The following is an 18,936-nucleotide window of genomic DNA, read 5'->3' as shown; positions in this document are numbered from 1 at the left end:
AATTGACGTGCCACTTTTACTTAAAACGGTATAGTTTCTGTTAATATTATTTTTAACAAAGAAAAGGATAGGTAAAATAAAAATCATTTAAAAACATATATCTATATTTTAAAAGATTATACAAAACGAATAAAAAACATGTATTTAACCTATTTCATTTAAATCTGCTGTTCATTTTTATGTAATCAAATCGTAAAGACGCAATACAGCAGAAGGCCGTCTGAAAAAGATTTTTCAGACGGCCTTCTGCTGTTGGATAATTTAGGCATATCGTCAATCAGCTTGTTCGGCGGTTATGCAGACACCCCGCTTTACGCGCATATTTTAAACAGGCTGACACCTCTGCAAGTGGTTCAACCATATATATAGGAATCATCATGGAAAACATCCGCCAAGCTTTACATCTTTACCTGGTTGCGGGCACTCAAGACTGCAATCATCTCAACGGCACGCCCGAACGCAATTTGCTGGACGTATTGGAACAAGCACTGCAACACGGTATTACCTGTTACCAGTTGCGCGAAAAAGGCAAAGGTTCGCTGCACGATCGGCAACACATTCTGCGGCTTGCGGAAGCCTGCCGGGACTTGTGCCGGCAATATCATGTGCCGTTTTTTATCGATGATGATATTCAGATGGCCTTAGCTGTCGGGGCAGACGGCGTTCATATCGGCCAATCCGACATGCCTGTTGCCGAAGCTGCCGAACTTTGCGGCGGCAAACTGATGATAGGTTTGTCGCACAACACCTTGGCAGAAATCGAGGCCAGCCGCCACAACCCTGCTTTGGCTTATTGTGCCATCGGCCCGATTTTCGCCACCCAATCGAAAGAAAAACCTAACCCTACCGTCGGCATAGAACGCATACGCGAGATCCGCCGGAGCGGTTTCGAGCGGCCTTTGGTGGCCATCGGCGGTATTACAGCCGAAACGGCTGCGGAAATCCGCCAAGCGGGGGCAGACGGCATTGCCGTAATATCGGCGATTACCCGCGCCGAAGATGTCGGTAAGGCGGTGCAGGCTTTGCTCGGCTGATATACGACAGATGGTGCTTTTATTGTTCTCTGTATTTTTTCAGACGGCCCGAACCTGTGCAAAGCCCTAAATTATGAATACATGCAGAAATGCGCCGCATTTAAGGTTTTTGCAAAGGTCTCCGCACGCTAACGCTTCATACGGCCTGATGCTATATAATGCCGTCTGAAAAACTTTTTTCTTCATACCATGTATATTGATTTTCACCGCCCCGTGCTGGCTATCGACACCAGCACGTCGTTTTTATCACTGGCTCTGCGTGCAAACGGCAAGCTTTTCATGCGCCACATCGAAGCGGGTAACGAGCAGTCGGAGCTGATATTGCCGCTGATCGGCGAGCTGTTTGCAGAAGCAGGCATCAACGCTGCCGATTTGGCCGCCGTTGTGTATGCGCAAGGGCCGGGTGCGTTTACCGGCCTGCGCATCGGCACGGGCGTGGCACAAGGTTTGGCCACTCCCTTCGATACCCCGCTTATCGGCGTGCCGTGCTTGGATGCGGTGGCTTTCCAAATCAGCGCACCTTATGTATTGGCCGCCACCGATGCCCGCATGGGTGAAGTCTTTTATGCGTGGTTCGACACCGCCGCAGGCCACCGTTTGAGCGACTACCAAGTCGGCAAAGCGGCAGACATCGCCGCCCCCGAACATGCCGCATACGCCCACATTCAAGGCATAGGCAATGCGTTTGCTTTAGACGGCAAACCGCCCTTCAACGGCCATTCCGCCATGCCGACTGCCGAGGATTATCTCAATCTGGCGGCAAGCGGCCGTTACCAAGCTACCGATGCCGCACATGCCGAGCTGCTTTATGTGCGCAACAAAATCGCACTCACCGCCAAAGAGCAGGCCGAGCGCAAAGGCGGCCAACCGTGATACGCGATGCCGTTGCCGCAGATTGTGCCGCACTTGCCCGGCTCGATGCGCTGTGCAATCCTTCGCCGTGGTCGGCGCAACAATTTCAGACGGCCTTAAACAGCCGCTTCGATACGGTTAAAGTTTATGAACACGCCGCCGCCATCGCCGGTTTTGCCGTATGGCAAACCGTATGCGGCGAATCCGAACTGCACCTGATTGCCGTTGATCCCGCTTTACGGCGCAACGGTTTGGCCTCGCAACTGATGAACGCTTGGTTTCAGACGGCTCAAACCGAACCGGTGGAAAGATGGTTTTTAGAAGTGCGCGCCGCCAACCATGCCGCCCGTTCTTTATACGAACGCTACGGTTTTAGCGAATGCGGCCGCCGCCGGCATTATTATCCGCTGCCCGACGGCAGCCGCGAAGATGCCGTATTAATGGAGAAAACATGTTAAGCAGCCGTTATCTGCATTTGCACGAAGCATTGGGCTTGGGGCCGATGTGGTTGAAGCAGGGCGCGAAAGTTCTGCCTGCAACCGCTTCCGTCGCAACCGCAGCCACCGTTGCGGTTTCCGTTCCGTCCGCCCAAGCTGCCGCCGAACATCAGCCTGTTTCGGCACGCACGGCTTACCATGCACGTTTGGCTGCCATGGCGGCAATCGGCAAAAGCCATCCGCTTTCAGACGGCACGTCCGCCCGCTCTCAAGGGCCGTCTGAAAACATACCCGCCAACACCGTAGAAACGCCCGCAGCCGAACAAACACAGGCACTACCCGCCGCCATTCCCAACACCGCTCCCGTTGCAGATATCCAACCCGCCCGCCTGATGGTGGTCAGCATTTGCCCCGCTTTGGAAGACAGCACGGCCGGACGGCTGTTCAGCGGTGATGCCGGCATTCTGCTCGACAACATGCTGGCGTCTATCGGCCTTCAACCTGCCGATGCACACAAAACCGTTTGGGTTAAAACCGCCGCCGTTTTCACCCCCGAACCCTCTTCCCGGCAAATTGCCGAAGGGCTGCCGCAGCTTCAAGCCGAATTGGCGGCTTCCCAAGCCCTGTCCGTGCTGTTTTTGGGGCAGATTTTCGAACGGCCGCATCATACCGATACCATCCGCGAGTTATGCGGCGATCTCCCCTATTTCATCATCCCGCATCCCGCCCGCCTGCTCCGCCAGCCCCATCTGAAAAGGCAGGCGTGGGAAGAACTGAAAAAACTGCGTTCGCACTTATCCGGCCAACCGTCCGAACATTAACTTTCAGACGGCCTCATTCTAAATATAGAGCGAATAAACTTATTTTTGATACAAGGCAGCAACGCCGCAGCAGAAATAAAGTTTGCTTGGCACATCAGACCGAAACCGGCGGCATGGAATATTTGGCAAACATAAAACCGATTCGCTATATAATCCCTTTTAACGACACGCCCTAAATGTTGTTTGGAAAAACGCCTTCAATATTCCGCCTAGGGAGCCATCATGCACAGCCAGCCGCCCTCCACTCTGTTTTCCTTACGCCACCTGATTATTGTGGGCGCCAGCGAACGCCGCCACAGCTTGGGCGAACGCCTGCTGACTTCACTGTTACGCACCCCTTTCAACGGGCAGATTACCCCAGTTAACCTGCGCCACAAAACCGTGGGCGGCCTGAAAGCCTACACCAACATCGGCCGCGTTCCCGAAGCCGCCGATGCCGTTGTGGCCGTTACCCCGCCCGACAGTTACGAAGCCGTGCTGAAAGCCTGCCGCAAACAGAATATCCCCTACGCAGTATTGATACAGGATTGGGAAAACCTGCCCGAAGACATCCTCGACAAAGCGCGAACCATCGTGCAAAAAGCCCGCAAACTCAACGTACAGGCCATCGTCTGCCACCCCGGCGGCATCCACATTCCCGCCTTGGGCTTAAATGCCGGCACAGGCGGCGACGCACCGGCAGGCAACATCGGCCTTATCAGCGGCCATCCCTCCGAAAGTGCCGAAGCCATCGCTCTATTAAAACAGGCCGGATTAGGCATCTCATGCCATATCGGGCTGCACCACCCGCTCAGCCCCACCTCTTCGGCCGACATCATGGCTCTCTTAAGCAACGACCCCAACACCCACATCATCGTTTCCGCCTACAACCGCCACGAACACCCGCGCACCCTGTTCAGCATCATACGCCGCACCGTACGCCGCAAACCCGTTATTTTGTCGGTTACCTCCTATACCGACAAAGAAGAAAAAGCGGTTTTAAAAGCCCTGTCGCTGCGCACAGGCGCCATTGTCGTCTTTTCCCCCGAAGAATTGGCCGCCGCTTTACACACCCTGTCCGCACGCAAACATACCGCCCGCAAACTGCACCTGATTGCCGACAAACCCTGCGGACGCCTGCACAGCAAAGCAGAATCACTCGGCATTGCCCTACAAATCCCCCCCGGAAACCAAAGGCCGTCTGAAAACCCATACGGCTATATCGGCCCCAACCCCACCGCCATGCACTACCGCTCATTGGCCGACGGCATTTTGCAACATCACCAAACCGAAGCCCTTTTGGCCGTAGTTTCCGGCACCGACCCCAACGCCCGAGACACCACCCGTATTCTGAGCCACCTGCAAAAGCAGTCCGAAAAACCCCTCTATATCGTCAGCCCCTTTTCAGACGGCCTGCTTGGCTTCAACCGCACCATCCAAGCACTAACCGCCTTCCGCTTCCAAGCCGACCATGCCGCATTTACCGCCAAACTGGTGCAAACCGCCAAACCCCTGCCCGCCTACGTCAAAACCCCCGACGCACAACAGGCCGCCCGTATAGGCAACCAACCCGCCGAACTTGCCGCCGCCCTGTTCTTACCCGAACCCGGCAGCGCAGAATCCCCTGTATTCGCCACACTCCGTTTCAGACGGCATCCCCACTACGGAGCCGTCCTTTACGTCGACACACACGGCCAAACCACCGCCTATCTGCCCCCCTTCAGCACATTAGACACCGAAAGGCTGATTCAGCAAACCGATCTCAAACGCCATCAAAAAACCCTGCACCAACTTCTGCACAGCCTGAACACCGTTTCAGACGGCCTGCCCAACATCGACAGCATCACCGTAACCATCGGCGCCGACGGAGCCTGCACAGAAATCATCCCGTCGGAAACCGCCGGCCATACCCCCAACATTCTGGCCCCCTACCCCGCCCGCCCCGCCCACACCTTTACCCTGAAAAACGGCCGAAGCGCACACATCCGGATCATGCTGCCTGAAGATGCAGAAGCCAAGCAAACATTCGTACGCAATCTCTCCGACCACCATCGCTACACCCGCTACATGGCTCATCTCAAAGAACTTACCCCCGCCATGCTCGCACAAGCCTGCAACCTCGATTACCACTACGAAGCCGCCGTAGTGGCCGAAGCAGAAGACGGCACATGGCTCGGCGTATCCCGCTTCAGCAGCACCGGCATTCCCGAGCGGTGCGAATTCGGCATCAGCATTGCAGAAGCCGCACAAGGGCAAGGGCTGGCCGTCCACCTGATGCAGCAAATCATCCATCTGGCCAAACAGCAAGGCTACCAAGAAATGTATGCCGAAATCCTCAAAACCAATCCCGCCATGCACAAACTCGCCGAAAAACTCGGCTTCAGCGCCCACCCCTCCCCTTTCGACAACACCCTAACCGAAGTCATATTCAACCTGAATCCCGAACCCGACACGCCGGTAAACAACATCAAGCGCAACTTAAAACAACAAATACTTGCACTGAGATCGTAATTTATTCTAAAATTAGCGGTTTTCTATACATCCGATTTTTATCAAAGGAACCACTCATGGTAGTTATCCGTTTAGCCCGCAGCGGCTCAAAACACCGCCCGTTCTACAACGTAGTTGTAACCGACTCCCGCAGCCGCCGCGACGGCCGTTTCATTGAGCGCGTAGGTTTCTACAACCCCGTAGCCAACGAAAAACAAGAGCGCGTACGCCTGAACGCCGACCGCCTGAACCACTGGATCGCACAAGGCGCACAAGTGAGCGACGCCGTAGCCAAATTGGTTAAAGAGCAAAAAATCGCTGCTTAATCAAAGACACATACTGCCATGACCGACACTCAGCAAAGGGTAGCCATGGGCTACATCAAAGGCGTATTCGGAATCAAAGGCTGGCTCAAAATCGCCGCCGACACCGAATACACCGACAGCCTGCTGGACTACCCCGAGTGGCAGCTTAGCAAAGACGGTCGCCGCCTGAATGTTACGCTGGAAGCCGGAAAAATCGTTAACGGCGAGCTTCAGGTAAAATTTGAAGGAATAAACGATCGCGACGAAGCCTTCGCTCTGCGCGGTTACACCATCGAAATCCCCCGCGAATCATTCGCACCCGCCGAAGAAGGCGAATATTACTGGGCAGACTTAGTGGGCATGACTGTGGTCAACACAGAAAACATCACACTGGGCACGGTAAAAAACCTGATGGAAACCGGCGCACACGACGTTTTGGTAGTAGATGGCGATTACGGGCAAAAACTGATCCCGTTTGTTTCACACTTCATCGGCAATGTCGATTCCGAAAACAGAATCATCACCGCCGATTGGGGCACAGATTACTGATGCTGATTCAAGCCATTACCCTGTTCCCGGAAATGTTTGACAGCATTACCCGATACGGCGTAACCGGGCGGGCATTAAAACAGAGCCTTTGGCAGTTTCAAGCCATCAACCCCCGCCGTTTTGCCGACAACAAACTCGGCTACATCGACGACCGCCCTTTCGGCGGCGGCCCCGGCATGATTATGATGGCACCGCCTTTGCAGGCAGCTATCGAAGAAGCAAAACAACAACAAAAAACCGGCAGCGGCAGAGTAATTTACCTCAGCCCCCAAGGCATGCCGCTAACCCATGCCAAAGCAGCAGAATTAGCCGGGCTCGACAACATTATCTTATTGTGCGGCCGTTACGAAGGCATAGACGAACGCCTGCTGCAAAGCAGCGTAGATGAAGAAATCAGTATCGGAGATTTTGTGGTTTCCGGCGGCGAATTACCTGCCATGATGCTGATGGATGCAGTATTAAGATTGATACCCGGTGTTTTGGGCGATGCCCAATCGGCAGAACAAGATTCGTTTTCAGACGGCCTCTTAGACTGCCCGCACTACACCCGACCGATAGAATTTCAGGGCATGGAAGTTCCCGAAGTATTACGCACGGGAAACCACGGCCTGATAGCGGAGTGGCGGTTGAAAGAATCGCTGCGCCGCACTTTAGAGCGCCGCCCCGACTTACTGGCCAAGCGCAGTTTAATCCCAAAGGAGTCCCGCCTCTTGGAAGCAATCAAAGAAGCAATCAAACAAGAGCAACAGGACAGCCAATCATAATTTAGGAAATAAACACATGAACCTGATTCAACAATTAGAGCAAGAAGAAATTGCCCGCTTGGGCAAAACCATCCCCGAATTCGCTCCGGGCGACACCGTTGTCGTATCTGTGCGCGTAACCGAGGGCAACCGTACCCGTCTGCAAGCTTACGAAGGCGTAGTAATCGCCCGTCGTAACCGCGGTTTGAACAGCAACTTCATCGTTCGCAAAATTTCAAGCGGCGAAGGCGTTGAGCGTACTTTCCAACTGTATTCTCCCAACGTAGAGAAAATCGAAGTGAAACGCCGTGGTGACGTACGCCGTGCCAAACTGTACTACTTGCGCGGTCTGACCGGTAAGGCTGCCCGTATTAAAGAAAAATTGCCTGCCCGCAAAGGTTAATTTTCAACACACAACAAATACCCGCTTTCCAAGCGGGTATTTTTATTAGGACGAAGTCTTTTATTAAAAGAAATTTAGACTTATATAGCCAACCAATTTAATTTGAATACAAGGCGGCAAGCCGCAAGCAGTACAGCTAGTACGGAACCGATTCTGTTGCCGCTTCAGCGGCTCACACAATCGTTCTCTTTGAGCTAAGGCACAGCAACACCGTAGTAAAAGCGAAGCGGATTGGCTATACCCGTATTGCCTGCGGCTTGCCGCCTTGTTGCCGCCTTGTATTAATAAAGTATTGATTGACTGTAAGTTTTTCAAAAGTCTCTACGTTTTTTCAGACGGCCTCCATCTCCACCGGCTGTGCAATGAAGCCCTACTTCTTACAACTTCCGATTTTCGTACCGCTTTTTAAGGAATAAATATCGCAGTCTTGCGCAAACGCCAGTTTACCCCGATAGGATTTGCGGATAGCTGCGGATGTGGCCGGTTGTACATTTTCGGTGCGGCGCATGAAATGTGTAAGCACCACGCTGCGGCTGCCGGTTTTTTGGGCAATTCTACCGATTTCAGACGGCTTCATATGTAATTTCACGGCCACACGGTCGGTGCTGCTCTCGGGCACGGCATTGTGCGCGATGAACACATCGGTATTCTTAGCCAATGTATCCAATGTTTTACCTGCATTACTGGTGTCGCCGGATACGGTAACGGAACAGCCGTTTTTCTCGATACGCCAGCCTAAAGAAGGCAGCAGGCCGTGTTCTACGGGAATCGCTTTCAAGGTAAAACCGCCGAGTTTGGTTTCAAACAGTTTGGGCTGTTTTTTATCGGCGTTAACGGCTATCGGTTTCAGGGCGAAAGCCGCTTCTCCTGTGAGGAAATCCGACAAATAAGGATAAACGCCTTTTTCGCCAAACTGCCGCTCTACGAATAACGGCGTGGTCGGGATAGTGTGGTTCCCGGTGGGTCCGTAGACCGGTAAGTCGCGGTTGCGGCCTGAGAAAAAGGAGGCTTTGACCAATGCGGGCAAATCGTTGGAATGGTCAACGTGGAAATGGGTAAACAGCAAAGCTTCCAAGTCTTTAATGTCGCCGCCCGCCCGCTCGAAGTTGAGCGACGAACCTGCGCCAAAGTCGATAATGAAACGGGCTTTGCCGTTTTCGCGCACCAGATAGCCGGTAGACGCTCGTTTGTCGCTTAGCTCAGGACCACCCGAACCGAGCACCACTACGTCCAAGCCGGCATTCGTGCACTGAGCGGCGTGTGCGGCGGCAGGAACGGCGGCCAACCCCAACATGAGGTTGAAAAAGAATTTGGGTTTTAAGAATCGTGAGTACATTTTTTTAACCTTAAGTCTTGTTATGAAAAAGGATTTAAGCAATGGTGTAAGCATAAGGGCGAAGTCGGGGCCGTCTGAAAGTTTTCAGACGGCCTCATGCCATCGGGCACTCGGGCTAATGTGGCTCAAACGGCAAACTCCGCCCACACCGGCGCATGGTCGCTGGGGCGTTCTTGTGCACGGGTTTCCAAATCCACCTGCACGTCTTGCAGGGCATCGCGCAAGGCGGGAGTGATCAGCAGGTGGTCGATACGCAAACCCTGTTTGCGTTGGAACATCGCGCCGCGGTAATCCCACCATGTGTACATCACTTCTTGCGGATAGCGGTGGCGCAGGCTGTCGGTTAAACCCAGATCGAGCAGGTTTTGGAACCACGAACGTTCGATACTGGTGCAATGGATTTTTTCGCGCCATTTTTCGGAGTCGTAGCAATCCAAATCGGCTGGAGCGATATTGAAATCACCCAGCAACACCAGCTTTTCGTAGCGGCTCATCTCATCGCGCACAAATTCGGTTAACGCGGCAAACCATTGTTCTTTATATTGGAATTTCGGACTGTCGGGTGCTTCGCCGTTCACGCAATATACATTAATCACGCGCACGCCGCCGATAGTGGCGGCAATCACGCGCCGCTGCGGGTCGTCGGGCAGCGCAGGCAGGCCGGTGTGTACGTCTTGCGGTTCGGTTTTACTGATGATGGCCACACCGTTATAGGTTTTTTGGCCGCTCCATACGGTATGCCAGCCGCTCATTTGAAAAACGGCGGCGGGATATTTGTCTTGATCGAGTTTCAGTTCCTGCAATACCAGAATGTCGGGGTTGTGTTGTTGCAGCCAGTCTTGCACTTGCGGCAGGCGCACATTGAGGGAATTTACGTTCCAAGTGGCAATTTTCATGATATGTTTTGTCTGTTTCCAAATAGTTTTCAGACGGCCTCCTTATGACCACTGTTTTCCTGTACGGCACGGAGTACGGCAGCAATCAGTGGTGAAGTAAGCCGGTATTGCATCACACGGTGGTAGCGGGTGAAATCAACTACTCCGCTGCTACGCATTTTGTTCAAATGGTTGGACACGGTGGTTACGTGAATGCCCGTTGCTTGGGCAATTTCTCCTGCACTATGCTCGCTTTCCAACAGCAGCTTCACAATAGCCAACCGCTGCGGATGGGCAATCAGCTTGAGCTGCATGGCTGTGCGGACGGTATCGGATGATATTTCCATAGTTATAGTTAGTAGCGGTTTGTTATAGAGCTATTCTATACCATTCAAGGAAGATAGCGAAGCAAACTGATACAGCCAAGCACATCTGAAGTGCATGCTTTTTCAAAAGTTTCCATGCCGACGGGCTTTTTTGCATTTGCGGTTTTAATAACTCGGTTTAACAATAACAATGAATCCGGCCGCCCCTGCCGGTATGATTTTTGTTATATTGCCCTAAGTCAACCGTCTTAACATCAAACGGGCTTTGAATTTACCGCATCCGGCACTATATAAACCCCGTTTGATTTCTTTTCTTACCTGTTTTTATTCAGACGGCCCCACGCTTTGAAAAGGCCGTCTGAAAACACCTAATAAGGAAAAACATGAGCAACGTATTACTGAACCTTGCCGACGAGCCGCGTTATCACGATATCCAAACCGCCGATATCCGCCCCGCGATGGAAACCGCCATGAGCGAAGCACGCGCCCAAATCGCCGCCGTCAAAGCCCAAAGCGACATCACTTGGAACAACACCGTCGAGCAGCTTACCGACATTACCGAGCGCGTCGGCCGCATTTGGGGCGTGGTAGCGCACCTGAATTCGGTGGTGGATACGCCCGAACTGCGCGCCGTGTACAACGAATTGATGCCCGAAGTAACCGTATTTTTTACCGAAATCGGCCAAGACATCGAACTCTACGAGCGTTTTAAAGCCATCAAAAATTCGCCCGAATTTGCCAAACTCGATACGGCCCAGCAAACCAAACTCGATCACGACCTGCGCGACTTCGTATTGAGCGGTGCCGAATTGCCGCCCGAACAGCAGGCAGAGTTTGCCGCGCTGCAAACCGAAGGAGCACAGCTCGGCGCGCAGTTCTCGCAAAACGTGCTCGATGCCACCGATGCCTTCGCGCTTTATTTCGACGACGACAGCCAACTCTCCGGCCTGCCCGAAGACGCGATGGCCATGTTCGCCGCCGCAGCCCAAGCCGAAGGCAAGGAAGGCTACAAAATCGGCCTGCAAATGCCGCACTACATCGCCGTGATGCAATACGCCGACAACCGCGAATTGCGCGAAAACATCTACCGCGCCTACGTTACCCGCGCCAGCGAATTGAGCGACGAAGGCAAGTTCGACAACACCGCCAACATCGGCCGCCGCTTGGAAATCGCTTTGCAGGAAGCCAAACTGCTGGGCTTTGCCAATTTCGCCGAATTGTCGCTCGCCACCAAAATGGCCGACACCCCGCAGCAGGTGCTGGACTTCCTGCACGACTTGGCACGCCGCGCCAAACCCTTTGCCGAGAAAGACTTGGCCGAAGTGCAGGCGTTTGCCCGCGAAACCTTGGGCATTGCCGAACCGCAATCTTGGGATTTGACCTATGCCAGCGAAAAACTGCGTCAGGCCAAATATTCGTTCAGCGAAACCGAAGTGAAAAAATACTTTCCGGTAAGCAAAGTGCTGGCCGGTTTGTTTGCCCAGATCAACCGTTTGTACGGCGTGAACTTCATTGAAAAAACCGTACCCGTATGGCACGCCGACGTGCGTTATTTCGAGCTGGAAAAAGGCGGCTCAATCATCGGCGGCGTGTATATGGACTTGTTTGCCCGCGAAGGCAAGCGCGGCGGGGCTTGGATGAACGACTACCGCGGCCGCCGCCGTTTCATTTCCGGCAACCGCATCGGCCAAACGCAAACACCCGTTGCCTATTTGGTGTGCAACTTTACCCCGCCCGTGAACGGCAAGGAATCGCGCTTGAGCCACGACGAAATCATCACGCTTTACCACGAAACCGGCCACGGCCTGCACCACCTGCTCACTCAGGTTGACGAACTGGGCGTATCCGGCATCAACGGCGTGGAATGGGATGCGGTGGAGCTGCCGAGCCAGTTTATGGAAAACTTTGCGTGGGAATACGACGTGCTGGCGGAAATGTCGTCGCACGAAGACAACGGAGCCGCCCTGCCGCGCGAATTGTTCGACAAAATGATGGCAGCGAAAAACTTCCAGCGCGGCATGTTCCTCGTGCGCCAAATGGAATTTGCCCTGTTCGACATGCTGATTTACAGTGAAAGCGACGAAGGCCGTCTGAAAAACTGGGCGCAGGTGTTGGAAAACGTGCGTAAAGAAGTGGCCGTTATCCAGCCGCCTGCCTACAACCGCTTTGCCAACAGCTTCAGCCATATCTTTGCGGGCGGCTATTCGGCAGGCTATTACAGCTACGCATGGGCGGAAGTGCTGTCGGCCGATGCCTACGCCGCTTTTGAAGAAAGCGACGACATCAAAGCCACCGGCAAACGCTTCTGGATGGAAATCCTCGCCGTTGGTGGTTCGCGCAGCGCGATGGAATCGTTCAAAGCCTTCCGCGGCCGCGAACCGCAAATCGATGCCTTACTGCGCCATAGCGGGTTTGATGTAGAAGCCGCTTAACGGGCAGATAACTAAAGGCCGTCTGAAAAAATGTTTTTCAGACGGCCTTTACTGCACAGATTGAACGGTGTTGAACAATCATAGGCAACGGTTAATCCCAATCTTGGGCAACAAAGTGCATCTCCCTGCCCGAAGCATCGCGCAGCACCAGTTTGTGCCCTTCGATACGGTAAGTGAAAGTGCCTTCAATACGCTCCGCAAAGGCTTGTTCCAATGCCATATTTTTATCGCAATACATACGGGTTGAAGCCACATTGCCGAATGAAATTTTCTCATCGGTAACGGAACCGGCACTCAGCATCAAGCGGTTGCAGCCCATATAGGCATTAACGCGGGGAAGTGTGCGCAAATCCATTTCTGCGCGGGCGGCAACCAGCTGTTGGCGGGTAAAACCTTCCAAACCGGATAGCATCCACACCCTTTTGAGGGTTACACCGGATGGCGCGGGTTGCTCCGCCTGCGGTTTTACTGATTCTGGTTGCGGTTTGGCAGGCGATGCAAAACAGCCTGTCATCAGAACCAAAGTTGATGCGGATAAAGCAATCCAAGTTTTCATATCAAGCCTTTCGGTTGTTGGTATATAGTCAATCAACTTAATTTTAATACAAGGCAGCAAGCCGCAGACAGTACAAGTAGTACGGAACCGATTCTGTTGCCGCTTCAGCGGCTTACAAAATCGTTCTTTTTAAGCTAAAGTGCAGCAACGCTGTAGTAAAGTTAAGTTGATTGACTATAGCATTGCGGATTGTACACTCGTCGGCACCATAAAACGCCTGTTTAACCGAACCTAACACGGCACCGCTGCTTCTATCAAAATCAACCCGTTTGCCATGAATGGCGTTTTTGCAAAAGTTTCGGCTCTAATAAGTTTTGCAAAGCCTGCTATCTGTATTAATATCTTGAAAATCATCATGGATTCATCACATTATTCCACTTCTGCCACCCTATGCGCGCAATGTGGCCTAGAACCCGAAAGCAGCCGAATCGATACCGCCACACTATACCGCCCCCGCTGCCAACCCCGCCTTTAGCCACCAGAAAGCCCAGCTGATGTCTTTTTTCAAGCCCCTTTTGTTCACCTTATTACTTGCCGCCAGCCCGTTTGCCGCGGCTTGTGCGCCCGACAATCCCGTCAAACTCGGCGCGCTCGACTGGGAAAGCGGACAATTCACCACCGCCGTCTTAAACACCATCTTGCGCGACGGCTACGGCTGCGCCACCGAAAACGTGCCCGGTACGACTACCGCTTTGGAAACCGCGTTGGCGCAAAACGACATTCAGATTATTGCCGAACAATGGGTCGGCCGTTCGCCGGTGATGCAGAAAGCCGTCGACGAAAAGAAAGCCGCCGTTATCGGCGACACGCTCAAAGGCGGGGCGCAGCAGGGCTGGTATGTGCCGGATTATGTGAAACAGGCACACCCCGATTTAAAGAGCATGGCCGACCTGCCCCGCTTCAAAGATTTGTTCCCCGACCCCGAATCGCCGCAAAAGGCACGCTTTCTCAACTGCCCTACCGGATGGACGTGTGAAGTCTTCAACACCCGTCTGCTCGACACCACCGGCCTCAACCGCAATTTCAATAACGTCCGCCCCGGCACCGGCGCGGCTTTGGATGCCGCCATTTCGTCTGCCTACGAGCAGAAAAAACCGATCTTGTTTTACTACTGGCAACCCACCGGCCTGATGGCGAAATACCGTTTCGAGCCGCTGGACTTCCCCGAACACCATGCCGCCTGTTGGGAAACCCTGCTGCAAGCCGACAGCAGCAATCAATGCGTATCGGGCTTTCCCGTGTCCAAACTCGCCGTTGCCGTTTCCACCCCGTTTCAGACGGCCCACCCCGAACTTACCGCCATGATCGAACGGCTGCAATTCGAGCCGGATATGCTCAACCGCACCATTCTCGAAATGTCGGAAAACAAACGCAGCGGCGATGCCCAAGCCAAGCTGTTTTTGCAGCAGCATCCCGAAATATGGCAGCAATGGGTTTCCGAAGAAGCCGCAGGCCGTCTGAAAGCCAAACTCGATATCCAATCGGCCGAGAGTAACGGCATTTTCCGCGTATGGTCGGTTTCAGACGGCCTCAACCGTTCGCTCAAGCAAACCGTGCAAAACCACGGCGACACTTTGCGCCAAGCCAGCGATGCCACACTCGCCCTGCTGCTGCCGCTCGAACGCCTGCTTCAGGCCATGCCCGCGTGGTTGGTGCTGCTGCTCACCGGCGCAGTCGGCTGGCACGCTACGCGCAAATGGTGGTTTGCCGCTTTGTGCATCGGCGGTTTCTATGTAATCGGCTCGTTCGGCCTGTGGTCGGCGTTGATGCAGACGCTCGCGCTGCTGGCCGCATCGGTATTGCTCACCGTGATCATCGGCATACCCGTCGGCATCTTCACCGCCTACCGCCCGCGCCTCTACAAGCTGCTCTCGCCCGCACTCGACGTGATGCAGACCATGCCGAGTTTTGTGTATCTGATTCCGGTGCTGATGCTGTTCGGCATCGGCAAAGTGCCCGCGCTGTTCGCCACTGTAGTCTATGCCCTCGCCCCGCTTATCCGCCTTACCGCCCTCGGCATCCGCCAAGTGAGCCCGCAAATGATTGAAGCCGCCATTGCATTCGGCAGCAACCGCTGGCAGCTGCTGAAATGGGTGCTGCTGCCGCAAGCCAAGCCCAGCATCATGGCCGGCGTAAACCAAGCCGTGATGATGTCGCTCGGCATGGTGGTACTGGCCTCCATGATCGGCGCGCGCGGGCTGGGCGAATATGTGCTGCAAGCCGTACAAACGCTCAACATCGGCCAAGGCGTTGAAGCCGGTGCCGCCATCGTGATTCTGGCGATTATCATCGACCGCATTACGCAGGCTTACGGCTGCGGCGGTAAAGATAAGCAGTCATAATCATACTCAAGCGCTACAATCAGCGACAAAACGTATGTAGCGAATAAACTTTTTCTGCTACGGTGTTGCCGCACCTTATCGCAGTAAAATTGAGTTGACTACTATATATTGAGCACCCGACAGGCCGTCTGAATAACTGCAGTTGTTTTTCAGACGGCACGGCATAAGACCTTTGTCAAAACCTTCAGATATATATAGAAACGGGTTTTGTTTGACAATCAAACAAAACCCATTTCGAAATCACACCCACTAGAGAGCGTATCGGAAAAAATACATTTCAATTCGCTCTATTCATACTATTTATTTACTCAAATAGCCTTTATATATGGCAATCACGATGGCTGCTTGGAGTTTGTTCCACTCAAGAGGAATCACAAAAGACCGCCCTTCACGCGGCAGCATGATTTCATCGGGCGCACCTCTGATCACAATCGGCACGGAAATTTCAAAATTTTCTCCAAATTCACTGCGCGCGTTTCCTGCAATCGTATTTGCCACTTCTCCTACGAGATCCATAATATTGGCTTCGCAAACATCACCCTCACCCATAAGCTCCAGCAGCCGCTGCGCCATGCTGGCCGGAGAGGTAAAGTAAACGACACCCTTATTATTGCCTGAAATGGCAATCACTCCGGAATAATGTTTTGCTGCAGGCATAACATTATCAACAAGATACGGCGTACCCACGAAGATTTCTTCTCCCGCGACTTGGCTGAAATACTTCTGCACGCCTTCTAAAAATACTTGAAGTTGTTTTTCTTTCATTTTTGCAATCCTTCTGCCAGTTCTTCAAGTGCCTCAAATAAATCTTCATCGGTAAAAGGCTTGTAAATAAAGCCTCTCGCACCATACTCCAAAGCTTTGATACCGGTTGCCTTATCGGCCAAAGCCGAAATCACCAGAATATTGGCGTTCTCGTCTAAATCGATGATGTGGCGGATACAGGCCAAACCATCCATCTCCGGCATGGTTAAATCCATCGTTACCATATCCGGCTTCAATACATCATATAACTGAACCGCATCTTTTCCGTTTGCCGCAGTGGCCACTACTTCGAAACCCCTGTTCTCAGAGCTGCGCGTAATGCGGTTACGGATGATATTGGAATCATCAACGACCATAATAGTAAGCATCATTTTCCCTTTTTAATGTTGACGTTTTAAATTATTTCGGCACGGTTAACGTAATGCATGTATAAGCGCCGGCTCGGGTAGCAATGGATACTTTGCCTTTCATTTGTTTGATCCGCTCACTAACAATATCCATACCCACACCTCTGCCTGCATCTTCATTATTTTCTAGCGCTGTTGAAAAACCGGGAGCAAATATTTTTTGAATAAGCGCCCTTTTGTCTAACTGGGCAGCTTCTTCTTGAGAATATTGACCTTTTTCAACCAGTTTGCTGCGAATCAATTCAACATTAATACCTGAACCGTCATCCTGCACTGTAAGGCAAACCGAATCTTTTTTATCTTCCAAAACCAAACGGAGATGCCCGGATTCCAGTTTGTGTTTTTTCAAGCGAACATCCGGTTTTTCAATCCCGTGAACAACAGCATTTCTTAATAATTGTACGGCCAGCTCCCTAAGTTGGCTTTTAATGGTCATGTTGATACCGGGTTCATCCATACCTTCACAGTGAAAATCCAATTTTTTTCCATTTCGTTCCGCCAACTCTCCCACATATTTGCCCAATTGTTTAGCCACTGAATCGGTAAATTTTGATTGGCGGCCTGCATGGTGGGCAGTTTTTCGGCCATGCTCGGATGACGTTTTATTAATCCGGCTGTTTAAATCTTCAATCATTTGCGTGAGGCTGAACAGCTCTTCCAATAAAACCGTGAGCGTTAAAAAGTCTTCGCCATTCAATACTTTTCTGTTTTGCAGCTCTTTTAAATTGTCTTCCGATCTTTCCGCAATAGCCACAAAACCATGAAGACTTAAAGAGCTGGCATCTCCCTTCATGCCGTGAACTTCCCTGAAGATAGCTTCAAGTTTGCGCAGAAAATCTTCCTGTGTTTTCGCAGAACGTTTCAATATCTCATTGATATTGTTATTTCGCTTTTTAGCAGTTTCAATAAAATCAAGCAGTAACTTGGGATCGGCATTTAAAATGAAAAACAGCATTTCGGTTTGCAAATCACTTTGTTTGCGCTCTTTTGAAATTTTTTCTGCCAACAAAACGGAATTGGTTTCATCGCTAACATTAACCAATACGCGTGCAATTTCTTTATTCTGATACACCCTGTTAAATTTGAAATCCAAATAGCGGGTTTCTTTCATACCTGCGCGATTGGTCACAACCATAGGACAACGCACAAACGGGTTCAAACTGCCTATCAGTTTTTCTTTAACTCTCGGATTGTATAGTTGGCGGATAAAACTGCTGGCAGTTTCCAAATCCTTAGGGCTTTCCACCATATCTGATAGAATATTGAGCATATTTTGTCCGCCAAAATTTTTTTTGCCCCATAAATTCTCTAATTCCTTAGAGTATTGAGTACCGATGTTCAAATCTTTATCCAGCAGAAACAGGCCGCTATTGATTGTCTGTAAAATTTCCTCATTTTCACGTCTGGCCACAGCAATTTCACGATCAGATTTTTCCAAACGGCGAACAAAGAAGCTTATAAAGAATAGAAAATACAACAGCGATAATCCGATACCGGCTATTTGAACGGCTTTTAAATTTACCGCCTTGTCCACAATTTCTTCATTCAGACCGACAATAATTTCATCAATGCTGTTATACAATGTTTCTTGATTGGCCAAAGCAAACTGAGTAACTTCATGGGCAAATTGGACATTTTGACCCGACTCAATAGGATGGTTTATTGTTTTACGCAGCAATATTTGATAGTTTTGCCAAATATCCTGCACTTTGGATAAAGATGCCCGAGTAACATCAGACTCCAAAGCCTGAATGCTGTCGAAACTTTCTACGATAGTGTAAGCCCCCCCTTTTTCCAACACCTTGATTAAGCCATATGCTGTTTCATAAGAGCTTTGTAAAGCTTGCTGTTTTTGAAGCTGAATTGAAATATATTCCTGATTGTTGGCATGCCAGCCTTTCTCAGACTGGATTACTCCATTTGTTTGATTATTTTTATTTTGAATCAGATCTTGCTCTAAATTTTTAATCCGCAACGATTCAACGGTTACCAACATATCGTAGAAAGTATCACTTAACGTACCCGCTGCATCAATTTGAGCCTGATTTTTTTCAATGTCTACAGATATGCTATAGGCGTAATACATTAAGCCTGAAACCAAGGTTAGAAAAATGGCAATTGACGCAGTAACATTACGATAACGCTTTCTTAATAAAGCATCCTGCATGCGTGTGCGTTTTTCATCATGACTTTCCGTACTCATAACGTCCCCTTATTTATGTACTAAATCATATTTAATTTTCTATTTTTATTGAGAAAATTTTAAAATAAATAACTATAAATA

General features: G+C 51.3%; 18 protein-coding genes. 11 read left to right on the top strand and 7 right to left on the bottom strand.

Translation table 11 applies throughout. The features are described 5' to 3' along the window. Positions 1 to 377 precede the first annotated feature (377 nt). The 9 genes from thiE (at position 378) to rplS (ending at position 7,613) form a co-directional block, all read left to right on the top strand. Positions 378 to 1,034 (top strand): thiamine phosphate synthase, encoded by a 657-nt coding sequence (gene thiE / locus AKG43_RS05915; protein ID WP_054599645.1) that lies wholly within the window; start codon positions 378 to 380, stop codon positions 1,032 to 1,034. 189 nt (positions 1,035 to 1,223) lie between these two features. Beyond that, positions 1,224 to 1,907: a tRNA (adenosine(37)-N6)-threonylcarbamoyltransferase complex dimerization subunit type 1 TsaB gene (gene tsaB, locus AKG43_RS05910; protein ID WP_054599644.1), complete on the top strand. Its 684-nt coding sequence runs from the start codon at positions 1,224 to 1,226 to the stop codon at positions 1,905 to 1,907. Continuing rightward, a complete protein-coding gene (gene rimI, locus AKG43_RS05905) occupies positions 1,904 to 2,344 on the top strand; it encodes a ribosomal protein S18-alanine N-acetyltransferase (protein ID WP_054599643.1) in 441 nt (146 codons plus the stop codon). Before tsaB ends, rimI begins: the two co-directional genes overlap by 4 nt. After that, positions 2,338 to 3,144 (top strand): uracil-DNA glycosylase family protein, encoded by an 807-nt coding sequence (locus tag AKG43_RS05900; RefSeq protein ID WP_054599642.1) that lies wholly within the window; start codon positions 2,338 to 2,340, stop codon positions 3,142 to 3,144. Before rimI ends, AKG43_RS05900 begins: the two co-directional genes overlap by 7 nt. A gap of 222 nt (positions 3,145 to 3,366) precedes the next feature. Further along, on the top strand, positions 3,367 to 5,634 hold the full coding sequence (locus tag AKG43_RS05895; RefSeq protein WP_054599641.1) for a GNAT family N-acetyltransferase: 2,268 nt from the start codon (positions 3,367 to 3,369) through the stop codon (positions 5,632 to 5,634). A 56-nt stretch (positions 5,635 to 5,690) separates the two neighbouring features. Then, the gene (gene rpsP / locus AKG43_RS05890; RefSeq protein WP_054599640.1) at positions 5,691 to 5,939 is read left to right on the top strand and encodes a 30S ribosomal protein S16; all 249 of its coding nucleotides are present in this window, start codon (positions 5,691 to 5,693) and stop codon (positions 5,937 to 5,939) included. Positions 5,940 to 5,957: 18 nt separating this feature from the next. Next, positions 5,958 to 6,467: a ribosome maturation factor RimM gene (rimM, locus tag AKG43_RS05885; protein WP_054599639.1), complete on the top strand. Its 510-nt coding sequence runs from the start codon at positions 5,958 to 5,960 to the stop codon at positions 6,465 to 6,467. Continuing rightward, the gene (gene trmD / locus AKG43_RS05880) at positions 6,467 to 7,231 is read left to right on the top strand and encodes a tRNA (guanosine(37)-N1)-methyltransferase TrmD (RefSeq protein ID WP_054599638.1); all 765 of its coding nucleotides are present in this window, start codon (positions 6,467 to 6,469) and stop codon (positions 7,229 to 7,231) included. The genes rimM and trmD overlap by 1 nt, the downstream gene beginning before the upstream one ends. A 16-nt stretch (positions 7,232 to 7,247) precedes the next feature. Continuing rightward, positions 7,248 to 7,613 (top strand): 50S ribosomal protein L19, encoded by a 366-nt coding sequence (gene rplS, locus AKG43_RS05875; protein ID WP_054599637.1) that lies wholly within the window; start codon positions 7,248 to 7,250, stop codon positions 7,611 to 7,613. A 370-nt stretch (positions 7,614 to 7,983) separates the two neighbouring features. Here rplS and AKG43_RS05870 read toward each other — a convergent pair whose 3' ends face one another. From AKG43_RS05870 to AKG43_RS05860, 3 genes are all read right to left on the bottom strand, one after another. Continuing rightward, positions 7,984 to 8,949: an MBL fold metallo-hydrolase gene (locus AKG43_RS05870; protein WP_197273125.1), complete on the bottom strand. Its 966-nt coding sequence runs from the start codon at positions 8,947 to 8,949 to the stop codon at positions 7,984 to 7,986. 125 nt (positions 8,950 to 9,074) lie between these two features. Further along, positions 9,075 to 9,845: an exodeoxyribonuclease III gene (xth, locus tag AKG43_RS05865; protein WP_054599635.1), complete on the bottom strand. Its 771-nt coding sequence runs from the start codon at positions 9,843 to 9,845 to the stop codon at positions 9,075 to 9,077. 29 nt (positions 9,846 to 9,874) lie between these two features. Beyond that, complete coding sequence (locus AKG43_RS05860; RefSeq protein ID WP_054599634.1) at positions 9,875 to 10,171, bottom strand: helix-turn-helix transcriptional regulator; 297 nt, start codon at positions 10,169 to 10,171, stop codon at positions 9,875 to 9,877. A gap of 362 nt (positions 10,172 to 10,533) precedes the next feature. On the opposite strand from AKG43_RS05860, the gene AKG43_RS05855 reads away from it, so the two are divergent. Beyond that, a complete protein-coding gene (locus tag AKG43_RS05855) occupies positions 10,534 to 12,582 on the top strand; it encodes a M3 family metallopeptidase (RefSeq protein WP_054599633.1) in 2,049 nt (682 codons plus the stop codon). A gap of 91 nt (positions 12,583 to 12,673) precedes the next feature. Here AKG43_RS05855 and AKG43_RS05850 read toward each other — a convergent pair whose 3' ends face one another. Further along, positions 12,674 to 13,138: an META domain-containing protein gene (locus AKG43_RS05850; protein ID WP_054599632.1), complete on the bottom strand. Its 465-nt coding sequence runs from the start codon at positions 13,136 to 13,138 to the stop codon at positions 12,674 to 12,676. A 515-nt stretch (positions 13,139 to 13,653) separates the two neighbouring features. On the opposite strand from AKG43_RS05850, the gene AKG43_RS05845 reads away from it, so the two are divergent. Continuing rightward, positions 13,654 to 15,480 carry a glycine betaine ABC transporter substrate-binding protein gene (locus AKG43_RS05845; RefSeq protein WP_231718118.1) on the top strand — a complete coding sequence of 609 codons (1,827 nt, stop codon included), beginning with the start codon at positions 13,654 to 13,656 and terminating at the stop codon, positions 15,478 to 15,480. 300 nt (positions 15,481 to 15,780) lie between these two features. Here AKG43_RS05845 and AKG43_RS05840 read toward each other — a convergent pair whose 3' ends face one another. From AKG43_RS05840 to AKG43_RS05830, 3 genes are read right to left on the bottom strand one after another with little or no spacing between them, the layout of a single operon-like run. After that, entirely contained in the window at positions 15,781 to 16,245 is a 465-nt protein-coding gene (locus AKG43_RS05840; protein ID WP_054599630.1) for a chemotaxis protein CheX, read from the bottom strand. Next, on the bottom strand, positions 16,242 to 16,616 hold the full coding sequence (locus tag AKG43_RS05835) for a response regulator (RefSeq protein ID WP_054599629.1): 375 nt from the start codon (positions 16,614 to 16,616) through the stop codon (positions 16,242 to 16,244). Before AKG43_RS05835 ends, AKG43_RS05840 begins: the two co-directional genes overlap by 4 nt. Positions 16,617 to 16,644: 28 nt before the next feature. Continuing rightward, complete coding sequence (locus AKG43_RS05830) at positions 16,645 to 18,855, bottom strand: ATP-binding protein (protein WP_082402997.1); 2,211 nt, start codon at positions 18,853 to 18,855, stop codon at positions 16,645 to 16,647. Between the last annotated feature and the right edge of the window lie 81 nt (positions 18,856 to 18,936).

The organism is Neisseria sp. 74A18 (genome assembly GCF_001308005.1).
GTDB lineage: Bacteria > Pseudomonadota > Gammaproteobacteria > Burkholderiales > Neisseriaceae > Neisseria > Neisseria dumasiana.
Note: the sequence above shows the minus strand (reverse complement) of the source record. Positions and strands in the feature narration are given on the sequence as shown.